Source organism: Cellulophaga tyrosinoxydans, assembly GCF_900176415.1.
GTDB lineage: Bacteria > Bacteroidota > Bacteroidia > Flavobacteriales > Flavobacteriaceae > Cellulophaga > Cellulophaga tyrosinoxydans.
Map to the genome: position 1 here is coordinate 1,163,200 of NZ_FWXO01000001.1, position 16,519 is coordinate 1,179,718.

At 33.3% G+C, this 16,519-nt stretch carries 14 protein-coding genes; 7 read left to right on the forward strand and 7 right to left on the reverse strand.

Features of this window, described 5'->3' with window-relative positions; genetic code table 11:
- The first annotated feature begins 30 nt into the window (after window positions 1-30).
- Window positions 31-507, forward strand: a complete 477-nt coding sequence (locus B8963_RS05275) for an acyl-CoA thioesterase (RefSeq protein ID WP_084060354.1) — start codon at window positions 31-33, stop codon at window positions 505-507.
- Here B8963_RS05275 and B8963_RS05280 read toward each other — a convergent pair.
- Together B8963_RS05280 and B8963_RS05285 are read right to left on the reverse strand one after the other, a co-directional pair.
- Window positions 491-1,384 (reverse strand): DMT family transporter, encoded by an 894-nt coding sequence (locus B8963_RS05280; protein ID WP_084060355.1) that lies wholly within the window; start codon window positions 1,382-1,384, stop codon window positions 491-493. The genes B8963_RS05275 and B8963_RS05280 overlap by 17 nt on opposite strands.
- Window positions 1,381-1,734 carry an arsenate reductase family protein gene (locus B8963_RS05285; protein ID WP_084060356.1) on the reverse strand — a complete coding sequence of 118 codons (354 nt, stop codon included), beginning with the start codon at window positions 1,732-1,734 and terminating at the stop codon, window positions 1,381-1,383. Before B8963_RS05285 ends, B8963_RS05280 begins: the two co-directional genes overlap by 4 nt.
- 116 nt (window positions 1,735-1,850) lie before the next feature.
- On the opposite strand from B8963_RS05285, the gene B8963_RS05290 reads away from it, so the two are divergent.
- Window positions 1,851-2,312 (forward strand): DinB family protein, encoded by a 462-nt coding sequence (locus B8963_RS05290; protein ID WP_084060357.1) that lies wholly within the window; start codon window positions 1,851-1,853, stop codon window positions 2,310-2,312.
- Between the two features lie 9 nt (window positions 2,313-2,321).
- Here the strand turns inward: B8963_RS05290 and B8963_RS05295 are convergent, their stop codons facing one another.
- The gene (locus tag B8963_RS05295; protein ID WP_084060358.1) at window positions 2,322-3,062 is read right to left on the reverse strand and encodes a DUF3298 and DUF4163 domain-containing protein; all 741 of its coding nucleotides are present in this window, start codon (window positions 3,060-3,062) and stop codon (window positions 2,322-2,324) included.
- A 63-nt stretch (window positions 3,063-3,125) separates the two neighbouring features.
- Here B8963_RS05295 and B8963_RS05300 point away from each other — a divergent pair, with 63 nt between their 5' ends.
- Window positions 3,126-4,280, forward strand: a complete 1,155-nt coding sequence (locus tag B8963_RS05300; protein ID WP_084060359.1) for a cystathionine gamma-synthase — start codon at window positions 3,126-3,128, stop codon at window positions 4,278-4,280.
- Between the two features lie 128 nt (window positions 4,281-4,408).
- Window positions 4,409-5,752 (forward strand): NADP-specific glutamate dehydrogenase, encoded by a 1,344-nt coding sequence (gene gdhA / locus B8963_RS05305; RefSeq protein WP_084060360.1) that lies wholly within the window; start codon window positions 4,409-4,411, stop codon window positions 5,750-5,752.
- Between the two features lie 82 nt (window positions 5,753-5,834).
- On the opposite strand, the gene B8963_RS05310 is transcribed toward gdhA, so the two are convergent.
- The 3 genes from B8963_RS05310 to B8963_RS05320 all read right to left on the reverse strand — a co-directional run bounded on the left by B8963_RS05310 (window position 5,835) and on the right by B8963_RS05320 (window position 9,112).
- Window positions 5,835-6,674 carry a hypothetical protein gene (locus B8963_RS05310; RefSeq protein WP_084060361.1) on the reverse strand — a complete coding sequence of 280 codons (840 nt, stop codon included), beginning with the start codon at window positions 6,672-6,674 and terminating at the stop codon, window positions 5,835-5,837.
- A gap of 81 nt (window positions 6,675-6,755) precedes the next feature.
- Window positions 6,756-7,121 carry a hypothetical protein gene (locus B8963_RS05315; protein WP_084060362.1) on the reverse strand — a complete coding sequence of 122 codons (366 nt, stop codon included), beginning with the start codon at window positions 7,119-7,121 and terminating at the stop codon, window positions 6,756-6,758.
- A gap of 5 nt (window positions 7,122-7,126) precedes the next feature.
- Window positions 7,127-9,112: a hypothetical protein gene (locus B8963_RS05320; protein WP_084060363.1), complete on the reverse strand. Its 1,986-nt coding sequence runs from the start codon at window positions 9,110-9,112 to the stop codon at window positions 7,127-7,129.
- A 247-nt stretch (window positions 9,113-9,359) separates the two neighbouring features.
- Between B8963_RS05320 and recO the strand changes: the two genes are divergently transcribed.
- Complete coding sequence (gene recO, locus B8963_RS05325) at window positions 9,360-10,079, forward strand: DNA repair protein RecO (RefSeq protein WP_084060364.1); 720 nt, start codon at window positions 9,360-9,362, stop codon at window positions 10,077-10,079.
- Window positions 10,063-12,492, forward strand: a complete 2,430-nt coding sequence (locus B8963_RS05330) for a TonB-dependent receptor (protein WP_084060365.1) — start codon at window positions 10,063-10,065, stop codon at window positions 12,490-12,492. Before recO ends, B8963_RS05330 begins: the two co-directional genes overlap by 17 nt.
- 55 nt (window positions 12,493-12,547) lie before the next feature.
- Here the strand turns inward: B8963_RS05330 and B8963_RS05335 are convergent, their stop codons facing one another.
- Window positions 12,548-12,922, reverse strand: coding sequence for a hypothetical protein (locus B8963_RS05335; RefSeq protein ID WP_084060366.1), 375 nt, complete (start codon window positions 12,920-12,922; stop codon window positions 12,548-12,550).
- 193 nt (window positions 12,923-13,115) lie between these two features.
- Between B8963_RS05335 and ileS the strand changes: the two genes are divergently transcribed.
- Window positions 13,116-16,517 carry an isoleucine--tRNA ligase gene (ileS, locus tag B8963_RS05340; protein ID WP_084060367.1) on the forward strand — a complete coding sequence of 1,134 codons (3,402 nt, stop codon included), beginning with the start codon at window positions 13,116-13,118 and terminating at the stop codon, window positions 16,515-16,517.
- Window positions 16,518-16,519: the final 2 nt, after the last annotated feature.

Sequence of the window (16,519 nt, forward strand, 5' to 3'; positions counted from 1 at the left end):
TATTATGCACGCATAACAAAAAAAATAAAAATGTATTTAAAAGAATTTGAAATTCGTTGGAGTGATGTTGATGCTAACCGCCATTTAGCAAATTCGGCTTACCTTAATTTTATGAGTCATACCAGAATGGCTTATTTAATGGAATTAGGGTTTACCCATAAAACTATGGCTGAGCATGAAATTGGACCTGTGGTATTTTATGAACACATTTATTATTTCAAAGAGGCTTTTCCTGGTCATCCAGTAAAGGTTTCTATGGAAGTGGTTGGCATGAGTGAAGACGGTAAGTTTTTTGAATTTCATCATAATTTCTACGATTACAAAGGGAGGAATTTTGCGCATTGTGAAATGATGGGCGCTTGGATAGATTTAAAATCTAGAAGCTTAACAGGACTTACTGATGATTTTTTAGCAGCTTTTAACAAAGCCGAAAAACCAGAAAATTTTAGGGTTTTAACGAAAGAAGATACACGCAGATTTACAAAAATACCTAAGGATTTGGCTTAACACGTTTGCTAGCTAGGTAGACTCCAAATAGCACTAAAACCATGGCTACTACTTTTATACTAGTCAATGCATCTTTGCCAGTAAGTAGCGCGAACAATACGCCAACTAACGGTTGCAAATAAACAAATGCGCCAATGGTTGTGGCTTTTAATTGTGTTAAGGCAAAAGCATTTAATAAATAGGTGCCAAAAGTAGTACCGAGAATTACAAAAACTATAGCGCCTATAATATTTAATGGTAATACGGACCACTGTATTTCTATAACTTCAGAAAATGTTATGGGTAAATTCACCAAAACTCCCACGGTGAAAAGCCACTTTAACAGCACAAAAGGATGGTATTTTTCTATAAGTTTCTTTACTAGAATAAGGTAAGAACCATAGAAAGTAGCATTAATAATAAACAGGAAATTACCTAGGGGAATATTGGGTGCGTCTGATCTAATCTCTGCTCCAAAAAGGATTAATGTTAAAGCCCCTACTAAACCTAAAAAAACACCAAATCCTTTTTGTAAAGTAATTTTTTCTTTAATAAATAAAGCAGATAATATTACTACAATAATAGGGGTTATGGTAACTAAAACTGCACTATTGATAGGGGTTGAAAGTTGTAGGCCTTTAAAAAAAGCCAACATATTTATAACCATTCCCATTACGCCACAAATAACAATTCTTCCCCAATCTTTAGTTTCTATTTTTTGTTTAGGAGCAAATGGAGCAATACACCAAAACAGAATAGCAGCGCCAAAAACTCTTAAGAAAATAAATCCAAATGGTTTTATATAAGTAGGCATTACCTCTTTGGCAATGGTATGGTTTAAACCATAAATAATAGTTGCTGTCAAGGCAGCTAATAGTGCTAATGTTCTATTGCTCACGAATGTATATATTCTTGTGCAGCCGAAACTACTTTTTTGCTGTTTCCTATAAATATATTATCACCAGATAGTATAACAGGACGTTTTAGGAATGTATAATGCTCCAGTATTAAATTTTTAAAATCATTTTCTGATAGCGATTTTTCATGTAACCCTTTTTCACGAAATAATCGGGCTCTTTTGCTAAACAATGCTTCGTAACTCCCGGCCAAATTATACATTTCGGTTAATTGCGCTTCAGTTATAGCATCAGTCTTGATATCTTGAAGTTGATAATTATCAAGCGGTTGCAATTGTTTTATAATTTTCTGACACGTATCGCAAGTACTTAAATGATATATTTTTTTCATTTTAAGAGTTTTATAAATAGTTTTCTTAAAGATGTAATTTTGTGTTAATCCTTGGTGCAAAGAAACCTATTTCTTTGGAAATGTTCTATTTTTAAGACCTTATAAAACAGATCAAATTGAAAAAGCTATTTAATATCACATTACAGAACAGGAAAACCCTATACAAAATTCTTAAGGACACGCCAAGAACTCAACTATTACATATTCCAGATGGTTTTCGTAATAACATTTGGTGGAATATTGCCCATGTGGTGGTAACGCAACAAATTTTGGTGTACAAACTTAGCGGATTGCCTATGCGTTTTTCTGACGATTTGGTTGAAAAATTTAAAAAAGGAACTGTACCTGACGGCACGGCAACCGATGAAGAAATAGAACAAATTGCAGGATTTTTGTTTTCTACCATAGAATGGATGGAAGAAGACTTTGATAACGGAGTTTTTAAAACCTATAATGAATATACCACGAGTGTAAAAGTTACTTTAACAAACGTCGAAGACGCTATTGCTTTTAATGTTTACCATGAAGGATTACACTTAGGTTCCATATTAGCACTTTTAAAATTGCAAATCTCTTAGTTTAAATGTTTACTTTATCTCTACCGCTAAATAATTTCTTATTTCAGCATATGGTAGCGTAATAGACATGGGTCCGTCTGCGTACGAAGCAACTTCGTATTGATTATAAATTAGTTGTAAACCATTTTTTGTGAATCCAATATTATTGGGAAGATAAAACTCATCATTCTCGAACATTAGCCCAGTACTGTTTATGGTTCCGTTTTGTGGTATATCTTCTTGTATTTTAAATTTTAATTCCGCAAAATGTTTAAAACCTTCCGGGTCATTAAAAAGCTCCCAGTTTTCTAATGCGATATTCTTTTTCTTGTCAAAATTTAAAAGGCGCGTAACACTATATCCATGCGCTCCGCCAGTAAAAATGTACGTTTCTAATTTAATAGAAAGCACATCTACATTTTCATAAAGCACACTACCTTTAATATCTGCTTCCCACCCAAGTGTTTCATCAGGATACATTTTTTTTAGTTCTAGATAACCATTTTTAAAAGAAGAGATAGCTTCCTCAATTGAAGAAACCTTTATTTCATCGTCATAAATAAGTTGATTGATGACTTCTTTTTTTAAAGCAGAATTTACAACTTTGGCTAATTCGTTTCCATCATTAAATTCGAAAATATCAACAATTACCTTTGGACAATCAGCACACTTTTCACTTTTAAAACTCAAAGGTTTGTATGATAATTCGTCCTTTTTCTTGCAACCAAAAGCAAGGAGTATAACAATTAAAATGGCTAACTTTATATTCATATTAATTAAGCTGATTATTCTAGCACAAATATAATGGTAGATTTTTAAGCTGAAGCTTTTAAAATGAAGGAAAAAAATATAAAATTTAATACAAGGGTAATTCACGGAGGTCAAGAGCCCGATAAAGCCTATGGTGCGGTAATGCCTCCCATTTACCAAACATCCACATATGCGCAATCTACACCAGGTGGTCATCATGGATATGAATATTCAAGAACGGCCAATCCTACTAGAACAGCTCTTGAAAATGCCTTAGCAAGTATAGAAAACGGAAATTTTGGATTGGCATTTGGGAGTGGCTTAGCGGCTATGGATGCGGTATTAAAATTACTAAACCCTGGCGATGAGGTTGTCTCTACCAACGATCTTTATGGTGGAAGCTATCGGTTATTTAAAGAAATATTTGAAAAATATGGTATTGTATTCCACTTTGTAGGCATGCAAAATCCTGACGAAGTTGAAAAATATATAAATGCTAAAACCAAACTTATTTGGGTCGAGACACCTACCAACCCCATGATGAATATTATTGACATTAAGTCAATAGCAGCATTAGCAAAAAAGTATCATGTGTTATTAGCAGTGGATAACACCTTTGCGAGTCCTTATTTACAGCAACCGTTGGATTTAGGAGCAGATATTGTTATGCATTCTGCTACTAAATATATTGGCGGACATAGCGATGTGGTTTTGGGAGCTCTGGTAGTAAAGGATGAAAAACTAGCCCGTGAACTCTATTTTATTCAAAATGCAAGTGGCGCAATTTGTGGTCCTATGGATAGTTTTTTAGTTTTAAGAGGAATTAAAACGTTACATGTAAGAATGCAGCGTCATTGTGAAAACGGTGAGGCCATAGCGCATTTTTTGGCAAAACATCCGAAAATAGAAAAAGTATATTGGCCTGGTTTTAATACACATCCAAATCATAAGGTTGTGAAAGAACAAATGAATGGATTTGGTGGCATGTTGTCTTTTATACCAAAAGGTAGTACTTATAATGATGCTATAAAAATAATTGAAAAGCTTAAAATATTCACCTTAGCAGAGTCGTTAGGCGGTGTAGAAAGTTTGGTTGGCCATCCAGCCAGTATGACGCATGCTAGCATACCAAAAGAGGAGCGAGAAAAAGTTGGCGTTGTAGATGCGCTTATACGTTTAAGTGTTGGTATTGAGGATGTAAATGACCTTATAGAGGATTTGGAAAATGCTTTGAATTAATTATTTATTAAATTTTTAAAAAAAGTAGGATATAATTATGATAATAGTATAATTTTGCCGTTATATTTTATATTCAATAATTACGCCCTTAAAGAAGGCTATTTTAAGAACAGATTTTAATTAAAAATATGGACGATAAGATTAAAAAATTTATGGATGAGGTAAAGACTAGAAATGGTCATGAACCAGAATTCATACAAGCAGTACAAGAAGTAGCGGAAACAGTAATTCCTTACATTGCAAAGCATAAAATATACAACGGCAAGAATATCTTGTTACGTATGGTAGAACCTGAGCGTTTAATATCTTTCAGAATTGCTTGGGTAGATGACAAAGGCGAAATACATGTAAACAGAGGCTATCGTATTCAGATGAATTCGGCTATCGGGCCATACAAAGGAGGTTTGCGATTTCATCCATCCGTAAATGCGAGCATTCTTAAATTCTTAGCTTTTGAACAAGTTTTCAAAAATAGTTTAACCACATTGCCAATGGGTGGTGGTAAAGGTGGTTCTGATTTTGATCCAAAAGGAAAATCAGACGATGAAGTAATGCGTTTTTGCCATGCTTTTATGCTAGAATTAAACCGTCATATTGGTCCTAATACCGATGTGCCTGCAGGTGATATAGGTGTTGGAGCAAGAGAAATTGGTTTCTTATTTGGTATGTATAAGAAAATTAGAAATGAATTTACGGGAGTATTAACTGGTAAAGGTCGCTCTTGGGGAGGTTCTCTAATTCGCCCTGAAGCTACTGGTTATGGTACCGTATATTTTGCACAGAGTATGTTGCAAACTCAAGGTAAAGATTTTAAGGGTAAAAACATTGTAATTTCTGGATCAGGAAACGTAGCACAATATGCTGCTGAAAAAGCGATACAATTAGGTGCTAAAGTGTTAACGCTTTCAGATTCTCAAGGCTATATTTTTGATAAAGATGGTATTGATGAAGAGAAGCTTGCTTTTGTTATGGATTTAAAAAATAGCAAACGCGGACGTATTTCTGAATATACCGATACATATAAATCGGCTACATTCCATAGCGGAAAAACACCTTGGGAAGTAAAATGTGATATAGCTTTACCATGTGCTACTCAAAATGAGTTAGGCGGTGATGATGCAAAAAAATTAATTAAAAACGGCTGTATTTGTGTGGCTGAAGGAGCAAATATGCCTTCTACACCAGAAGCAATCCATGAGTTTCATGTAGCTAAAATATTATTCGCGCCAGGTAAAGCGTCTAACGCAGGTGGTGTAGCTACTTCAGGATTGGAAATGTCTCAAAACTCATTGCGTATTAGTTGGTCTAGAGAAGAAGTAGATAGCCGTTTAAAAGATATCATGAGCGATATTCACGATTCTTGTATTGCTTACGGAAAAGAGGAAGATGGCTATTGCAACTACGTTAAAGGAGCAAACATTGCTGGTTTCGTAAAAGTGGCTGATGCTATGTTAGCACAAGGGGTAATATAATAGTACAACCTTTATAAATATAAAAAGCGAAGTTTCTGCAAGGAAGCTTCGTTTTTTTTTTGAATTATTTTTTACGTGAAATTTACTCGACTCTAATTTCTTTTAAAATAACACGTTTTTCAGTACCATCTATAACACCATCTTTACTTGAAATTTCTAAAGGATAATATTTATCTAAAACTTCACTTAAATTGGTTGTTGGATGATATTTACATTTAATTTGCTCAGTTACATATAATATTTCTTCAGAAATTGGTTCCAAAATATCTTTATATTTAGTTTTCAAATCTGGGGAAATATCTAGCTCCATAAATTCTAATTTTTTAAAGTAATCCTCACTTCTGGTAATAATTACTTTAAAACAATCATAACCCAAAATGTTCTTTCGGATATTTCTGTATTCATGAATTTGAATATTTTTATTGCTTTGTTTAATTGAAATTGAAAATTTAAAAGTATTTAAAGTCATAATGGAATCTTCCAAAGTATAATGGGTTAATTTTCCATTAGATCTATTTATTACTTCTATTTCATTTGATGGTTCTAGAATTGAATTTTGTTCTTGATATTTAATAATAGAATCTTCAAAAACATAGATGTGTTTTCTTAGCTGGCTGAAAGTTTTTCTGGGGTCAATGGCTAAATCTATATAAGGTATAAAATTAGTTTCTAAGTTATGATTTATAGCAGCAGAATCTATCACAACACCATTCTTTTGGTATAAATTAAATGTTAGATCTCTAAACATATTTATAAATACTGGTTTTTTTTGCTGTAATGAAGAATCTAATTTATGTTCATTTACAACAACTATTTGTTCCGTAAAAACCATTTTTCCTTTCTTAGGGGTAATAGCTATGTTCTGAGCAGAGACTATAATAGCAAACAAGTTAAATTGTAAGATTAAGAATATTATTTTCATATTTATAAAATTTAAAGCCAGATTTTATAATCTGGCTTTTCAAAAGTTATTTATTATTGGAACTCAGCATATAAGAAAATCTTAATTACGATTAATTTCCTTACTAAAGCGAGCTATCCAACCATCTTCATGAAAAATTTCCGACTTTAGCATTTCACTTATTTCGACTAAGTTTATTTGTTCACCATTTTCTTCGTAAACAATTTTAAATTTTTCATTTTCTTCGAATATTTTAAGGAAATTGAATAACGCTCCATGTAGTCTATCAAATATAATACTATCAAATTCTTTTTTTCCTTCTAAGGTAATATTATTAAATAAGTTTTTGTATCCTTCAGTATTTTTAAAAGTGGCTATCGAATTATTTATTAATTCATAACTTGAATCAAAAACATTGGTTATTAAAATTTCGCCAAATTCATCTAGAATTTCTTTATTGTTTTTCATTATTTTTAATTTTTACCAACCCATGGAATATGAGGAATTAATTTTACATCTTGCGTTTTCAAATCTTGTAATGCCTTTATGACCCAACCTTCAGCAATAACTTTTGGAATGCCAGCTCTAACCATTGCTTCTATCTCAATTTCTGCCATTTTTTCCAAAGATAAACGTTCTCCTGTTCTTCCAAATTCTTTGTAAAGACTTATTTGGTATCCAGTTATCTTATCATGTACAATTGGTGCAATTTTATTTGGATTTGCACTTTTCCAGACTTCTTGCAACTTATTTGCCGAGACACTAAATGCGTTTCTAAAGTTATAAAATTTATCTAATTCAAATGCTATTTTTGCTAAAGGATGATGTCCACCAACATTTCTAAACGTACCTGTGCCGTCTAAGGAGTATTTAGCTGTACTGGATAATGAATTAATTATACCATCCACTTTAGAAGAGGTAACAGAAATTATTTTTAGGTAGTCAGCAACAGCTTTTATAGTAATATTACCACCTGTTTTGGCAAACAAATAGGCACTACTACTTGAGCCTGGAGAAACAAGGGACATTACATCTAGTAAGCTAATACTTAAATCTCCTAAAGTATCTAAAAAGTCTTGATTAGCTGGTTCAATTATTAATTCTAGATTACGACTTCGTATCTTAAACATTTCAGATAAAATACTATGGTCAATATCATCAGGAATTGAAATACCTGATTTCTTCAAAATAGAAGCTATTAATTGTCCTTGTTGTTTTTTACCGTCTTCAAAGTAATTATAAAAAATACTAGTAGTCAAAAAAAGATTGTAATATCCATCTAAAGCACCTATGAAGATACTTGCTGTTAGGTCAACAGGAGCATCAAAAACCATATCTCCACCACAATCAGGAAAGCATTGTGCATTGTTATAACTTGCGCCATCTAATAAAATATTAATAGCTAAATTTATGTTATTATTTAAAAGTGCCTTCGCTAAGGTCTTTTCTTTGAGTGTCCCATTTTTTAAAACATTAATTGTTTCATTAGCAAACTCCCTACCTTCAGGGGTGTTGTTTTGAGTTATAAAATTGGATAATTGAAAGCCTAATACGGGGTCTTCTTCTAAAGCTTCAGTGAGCCAATTATGTTGATCACGAGTCAAATCTATATGTTCTGTGATATAATCTAATGAGGTGGTAAAATTTTTTGGTAAGCTGGGAGTCATAACAAATGAAGTTGAGCTAGAAGCTCCAGATGTATCACTTGTAAGTATATTTTGTCCTCCTGCTCCGGAGCCCCAAAAAGGATTACTAATAAACCCTCCGGAATTTTCCCCTCCATCAAATAAAGAATAACAAAAAGTTCGTGTTACTGCGTATGCATGTCCTTCAGCATGACAAGAAGATCCAGCGGGATGCGTTCCTTTATCACCCCAATCGCAATTGTAAATTTTATATGAAATGCAAGTTTCCCCGTTTTTAGTTAAAGAATTACTTAACAATTCGTCAATGTTATAGATTTCTCTAGAGAAAACTAAACCATCCATAAAAAAACTACCTCCATGGGTATTTTTATGAATTTTTTCGACTAAATATGAATTTATATATGATCGTTTAATAGTATCTTTTTGGTGTTCTAAAATTAAATTCTCGAATCTGCCATTAGATGCAACACCTATTTCAGAAATAGGTATTGTTATGGTTTTGTATTCTCCGTTTATGGTCTGGACGGCATTTTCGTAATCCAATTCATAAACAATATTATTTCCATTTTTATCCTTTATGGAAGCTTTTTTGTTAGAATCTGTTTTTTCTGTGATATTTAGAACTGTTAAGATATTAGACTTTGATAAGTAGTTTTCTATTGTATCATTGCTAATACTTTCGACTTGAATGCCAGTGCCTTGATTATTAAAATATTCTTTTTCATCGATACTAAAGATATTTTCTTTCTGACAGCCAATAAAAATAAATAGTAAAATAAGAGTAGCTAGTTTAAAATAATGGTTAGTTTTCATATAATGGATTGTAAGTTATTTCCTTACAATATATTTCAAAATACCCCCCCCCTAGCAAATAATTATCTTATTAAAACGCTTGTTGTTGGTTAAAAATCGATAAAAGGTTATTTTAACCGTTAAAATACAACTATTTTGAATTGAGGGCATTTTTATATTTTTTAACACCAACAACCAACAACCAACAACCAACAACCAACAACCAACAACCCAAATCCCTATCTTTACAGCAACCTAAACAGGCAGCATGCAGGTTACTACCAAAGCAATTGTATTATCGGCGATAAAATATGGAGACACCAGTTTAATTGTAAAGCTTTTTACAGCATCAGACGGGTTAAAATCGTATTTACTAAAAGGTGTTTTGGCTTCAAAAAAAGGGAAATTAAAAACGGCTTATTTTCAACCTCTAACACAATTAGAAGTAGTTGCATATCATAAAAATAAAGGTACCTTAGAAAGTATCCGCGAGGCAAAACCCAGTTACCATTACATAAGTTTACATACCAATATTACTAAAAACGCGCTCACCTTTTTTCTAGCGGAAATGCTGAGTAATAGCATACAAGAGGAAGAGGATAATGAAAATCTTTACGAGTTTTTAGAAGCATCGTTACAATGGTTAGATACGCATGATGAAATTTCTAATTTTCATTTGTATTTTTTAATGGTACTAAGCAAGTATTTTGGCTTTTATCCAGACACTTCGGACAACGATGCGCCTTATTTTGATTTGTTAGAAGGGGCGTTTGTCTATGGCTTATCATTAAACCCAATGATTATGGGCGAAAATTTAAATTTCTTTAAAAGGTTCTTGGGCATAAATTTTGATGCAATAAGTTCAATAAAGATGAACAAAAAGCAGCGTCAGGAGCTTTTGAAAAGTATTATTCTTTATTATGAATTACATTTGCACGGATTTAGAAAACCTAAATCACTCGCAATTTTAAATGAAGTTTTTAGCTAGCATGAACAAGGTTGTACTGCTGTTTTTTTTATTTATTTCTCTTTCTATTGGTGCTCAAGAAATTACAGTATTAGATGCTGATTCTAATGAGCCCATTATGAATGTTGCTGTATTTAATACGGATAAAAGCACAACAGCTATATCCGATTTTGATGGAAAGTGTGATCTTTCTTTATTTGATAAAAATGAACGGATAACCTTTAAGCATTTAGGATACGAAATTTATAAAACAACCACAGGCCAAATACTAAAACGGAATCGTAAGGTTTATTTAATTGCTAATTCGCAGCAGTTAGATGAAGTGGTTATGTCTATTTCTAAATGGGAGCAACAAAAAAAGGACATTCCACAAAAAATTATTTCTATCGACGCTAAGTCCATTGCGTTTACAAATCCGCAAACATCTGCTGATTTACTTCAGAATTCAGGAAAAGTATTTGTTCAAAAAAGCCAGTTAGGGGGTGGAAGCCCTATGATAAGAGGATTTTCAACAAACCGACTTTTATTATCTGTAGATGGTGTACGAATGAACAATGCTATTTTTAGAGGAGGGAACATTCAGAATATTATTTCAATAGATCCCTATACGATTAAAAATACAGAAGTTGTTTTTGGTCCAGGTTCCGTAATTTATGGTAGTGATGCTATTGGTGGTGTTATAAACTTTTTTACAAAAAAGGCGGAATTTTCTACAACAGATAGTCTTGCTGTTATGGGGAATGCTAATTATAGGTACAGTACAGCAAACTCTGAAAACACTGGCCATTTTGATATTAATTTAGGCTTAAAAAAGTGGGCATTTTTAACCAGTGTAACGTACAATGATTTTGGGGATTTAAAAATGGGAAAACACGGTCCAGATTCTTATTTGCGAAAAAATTATGTACAGACAATAAATGGTGAAGATGTATTAGTACCAAACGCAAATGATCGCCTACAAGTGCCAACAGGTTACAACCAAATAAATGTATTACAAAAAATTGCTTTTAAACCTAATACAGATTGGAACTTAAATTGGAGTAATTACTATTCAGAAACTTCAGATTATTCGCGTTACGATCGCTTAATTAGACCTAATGGTTCTGGTGACGGTTTGCGCTCGGCAGAATGGTATTATGGGCCACAAAAATGGTTTATGAGTAATCTTCAATTTAGTAAAAATGGCAAAGGACGTTTTTATGATGGATTAAAAATTACTACAGCATACCAACATTTTGAAGAGAGTAGAGTGGATCGTGGTTTTCAAAATGTAACTAGGTATACAACGCTAGAGAAAGTGGATGCCCTTTCATCTAATATAGATTTTGAGAATAAACGTATTGGAGATTTACAGCTGTATTACGGTACGGAGTATGTCTATAACAAAGTACATTCTTTCGGGCATCAAAAAAATATTGAAACTAATGAAATTGCTGAAACAGCCAGTAGATATCCGGATGGTTCTACCTGGCAAACTTTAGCAGGATATTTGAATACAGAATACAAGGCAAAGCCAAATCTTTCTCTTTTATCAGGTATTCGTTATAGCCATGTTTGGGTGAATGCTGAATTTGATACTAATTTTTATCAATTTCCTTTTGATAATGCCGATTTGAGTACTGGAGCATTAACTGGGAGTATAGGTCTAAGTTGGTTTCCTAAAGCTAATTTGCAAATAACGGCAAATACCTCTACCGGATTTAGAGCTCCAAATATAGATGATGTGGGAAAAATATTCGATTCTGAACCTGGATCTGTTGTAGTTCCAAACCCAGATCTTGAACCAGAGTATGCCTATAATGTGGAGTTAGGAGTGCAAAAAAACATTAAGGATAAAGTTATGCTGAAAGGCACAACTTTTTATACCTATTTGGTAGATGCTTTAGTGCGAAGAGATTTTGAGTTCAATGGCATGACCGAAATAGAATATAACGGAGAACTAAGTAATGTTCAGGCAATACAAAATGCAGCGAAGGCATATGTTTATGGTTTTGAATTTGGTATAGATGCGACTATAAATGAAAATATATCCTTAGTTTCAAACTTAACACTTACACAAGGTATTGAGGAAGAGGAAGATGGCACGGATTCTCCTGGGCGTCATGTGGCGCCAACATTTGGTGATGTCCATGTAATATGGAAAAATCAGCGACTTAAAACCGATTTGTTTTTAAATTATAATGGAGAAGTAAGCTTTAATGATTTGGCAGTTTCTGAACAAAGCAAGGATTACATATACGCTGCAGATGCCAACGGAAACCCTTATGCACCCTCTTGGTATACTTTAAATTTTAGGTCGCAATATGTGGTCTCCAATGCTTTGAAGACTTCTGTAAGTCTTGAAAATATTACCAATCAAAGATACCGTAGTTATTCTTCAGGTATTGTAGCTCCAGGAATAAACCTTATCCTCGCATTAGAATATCAATTTTAACCATAAAAAAACCCCAACACTAAGTCAGGGTTTATAAATTTATTTAAAGTAAATACTATTGCTTTACTTTTTCAACTGCATTGTCAGTTGCTTTTTTTACTTCTTCGCCAGCCTTCTTTACATCATCTACAGCTTTATCACCTGCCTTTTTTAAGTCCGTTCCTACCTCTTTGGCTTTTTCTCCAACATCTTCACCAACTTTTTTTGCACTGTCTAATGCATCTTCGCCAGCCTCTTTCATATCAGATCCTAATTCTTCCGCTTTGTTAGCAGCATCGTCACCCATTTCTTTTAAATCTTCACCAGCTTTATCTAAAGCATCTCCAGTTTCTTTCGTCACTTCTTTTGCTTTGTCTGCAGCTTCTCTACAAGAAATTAATGTTGTACCAACAACAAATAATAATGCAGCACTTAAAATTACTTTTTTCATTTTCAAAATATTAGTATTTATAAATAGTTAATGTACAGGTATATACGTGAAAAAATGACATTTGGACGTTATGAAAATCTAGAATATGAGCCAAAATAAATTACAAGGGAATTTCATTTCAAGGTTTCGACTGTTTATTCGTTCAAAATTTATAATTTTGCAGCCTTAAAATGTAGTACCAGAAGCGGTTATTATGAAGTTTGCGGAATACAAAGGATTAGATTTACCAGTAGTTGCAGAAGAAATTCTGAACTATTGGAAGGAGAATAATATATTCGAAAAAAGTATCTCTAGCCGTGAGGGTAAAGAGAGCTATGTGTTTTTCGAGGGGCCACCTTCGGCTAACGGTATGCCTGGTATTCATCACGTAATGGCAAGAACCATAAAGGATATATTCCCTAGGTATAAAACCATGAAAGGGTATCAAGTAAAGCGTAAAGCAGGATGGGATACTCACGGTTTGCCAATTGAACTTGGTGTAGAAAAAGAATTAGGCATTACAAAGGAAGATATTGGCACAAAAATATCAGTAGAGGAGTACAACGCTGCATGTAAAAAAGCAGTAATGCGCTATACGGATGTTTGGAACAAAATGACAGAGCAAGTTGGGTATTGGGTAGATATGGAAGATCCATATATTACTTACAAACCTAAATATATGGAATCTGTTTGGTGGTTATTAAAACAGATTTATGACAAAGGCCTAATTTACAAAGGGTATACCATTCAGCCATATTCACCAAAAGCAGGGACTGGGCTTAGCTCACATGAATTAAACCAGCCTGGTACATATCAAGATGTTACGGATACAACGGTTACAGCTCAGTTTAAAGCTAAAAAAGAAACCTTGCCTTCAATATTTAATGGTATTGATGGAGAGGTACATTTCTTAGCCTGGACCACAACGCCATGGACATTACCATCTAATACAGCATTAACAGTTGGTCCAAAGATTGACTATGTTTTGGTTAGAACTTTTAACCAATATACATTTGAGCCCATTGCTGTTATTTTGGCGAAAGCACTTGTTGGTAAACAATTTGCAGGTAAGTTTAGTGAAGTAGAAACTGAAGAAGAACTTAAGGCATTTAAAGAGGGTGATAAAAAAATTCCTTATCAAATAATTGCAGAATGTAAAGGATCGGATTTAGTTGATATAAAATACGAACAACTTTTACCATACACCTTACCAAATGATAATCCTGAAAATGCGTTTAGAGTAATTTCAGGAGATTTTGTTACTACTGAAGACGGGACAGGAATTGTACATACAGCACCTACATTTGGTGCAGATGATGCTTTTGTTGCAAAACTAGCAACACCAGAAGTGCCTCCTATGCTAGTGAAAGATGAAAATGGAAACTTAGTTCCCTTAGTAGATTTACAAGGAAAATTTAGACCAGAACTTCAAGAGCTTGGTGGTAAGTATGTGAAAAATGAATATTATGAAGATGGTGAAGCACCAGAGCGTTCGGTAGATGTTGAAATTGCTATAAAACTAAAAGAAGAAAATAAAGCCTTTAAGGTAGAAAAGTACGTGCATAGTTATCCAAACTGCTGGCGTACTGATAAGCCTATTTTATATTATCCTTTAGATTCTTGGTTTATAAAAGTAACCGATATAAAAGATCGAATGTTCGATTTAAACCAGACCATTAATTGGAAACCTAAAGCAACGGGTGAAGGTAGGTTTGGAAACTGGCTTGCAAATGCAAATGATTGGAACCTTTCGCGCTCTCGATATTGGGGAATTCCTTTACCTATCTGGAGAACAGAAGACGGCAAGGAAGAAATAATGATAGGCTCCGTTGATGAGCTTAAAGCCGAAATGCAAAAAGCATTAAAAGCAGGAGTTTTAGAAAAAGATATTTTCGAGAACTTTGTTGTTGGTGATATGACCGAAGAAAACTATGATAAAATAGATCTACACAAAAATATTGTAGATCAGATAACGCTAGTTTCTGCTTCAGGAAAACCAATGAAGCGTGAGAGTGATCTTATAGATGTCTGGTTCGATTCTGGTTCTATGCCTTACGCGCAATGGCATTACCCATTTGAAAATAAAAGCTTGATAGATGATCACAAAACCTTCCCTGCAGATTTCATCGCAGAAGGGGTAGATCAAACAAGAGGCTGGTTCTATACCTTGCATGCTATAGCCACTATGGTTTTTGATTCTGTAGCCTATAAGAACGTAGTTTCTAATGGTTTAGTCTTAGACAAAGAGGGCAAAAAAATGTCTAAACGTTTAGGTAATGCGGTAGATCCATTTGAAACTATGAACGAACATGGGGCAGACGCTACACGTTGGTATATGATTTCGAATGCAAACCCATGGGATAATTTAAAGTTTGATGTAGAGGGTATTGCTGAGGTAAAACGTAAATTCTTTGGAACACTCTATAATACGTATTCATTCTTTGCTTTATATACCAATATTGATGGTTTTCAATATAAAGAAGCAGATATAACATTAAAAGAAAGACCAGAAATAGATCAATGGATTTTATCGGAATTGCATACCTTAATAAAAACCGTTGACGAGGCTTATGCAGATTATGAACCAACAAGAGCTACGCGAGCAATCTCGGAATATGTTCAAGAAAACTTAAGCAACTGGTACGTTCGTTTAAGTAGAAGACGTTTCTGGAAAGGAGATTATCAAACAGATAAAATATCTGCCTACCAAACCTTGTATACTTGTTTAGAAACAGTTGCAAAATTATCTGCTCCAGTTTCACCATTCTTTATGGAAAGACTTTACAAGGATTTAACGAATGCAACACATAAAGAAAATTTTGAAAGTGTACATTTGGCCGATTTTCCAGTTTATGATGCATCCATCGTAAATAAAGAATTAGAAAGTAAAATGGCTAAAGCACAGACTATATCTTCATTGGTTCTTTCTATACGTCAGAAAGAGAAAATTAAGGTACGTCAACCGTTACAAAAAATTATGATTCCTGTTTTAGATGAAAAGCAGAAGAATGAAATTTTAGCAGTTTCTGATTTAATAAAGTCAGAAGTAAACGTAAAAGAAATAGAGCTTATTGACGATGCTTCTGGAATATTGGTAAAACAAATTAAGCCTAACTTTAAAACATTAGGCCCTAAATTTGGAAAAGATATGAAGCTGGTTGCTAGTGCAGTAGCTAATTTTAATCAGGAAGACATCCAGAAAATTGAACAACAGGGCGAAATAAGTATTGAAATAGAAAATAAAAGCATTATTTTACAGTTACAAGATGTAGAGATTTCTTCTCAAGATATAGAAGGTTGGTTAGTTGCAACTTCAGGCCCAATAACTGTTGCACTAGATGTAACTATCGATGATACTTTAAGAAAAGAAGGAATAGCTAGAGAATTGGTAAACAGAATTCAGAATCTTAGAAAAGATTCGGGATTTGAGGTTACCGATAAAATAGATGTAAAAATTTTAAAAGATGATTTAGTTGAAGAGGCGGTTACGAGTAATCTTACGTATATTAAAACTGAAACCTTGACAGCTGAATTAAATTTTGAAGAAAAATTAGAAAATGGTACGGATATTGCCTTTGATGAAGTCAATACCAAATTGTTTATCCAAAAACACTAAAA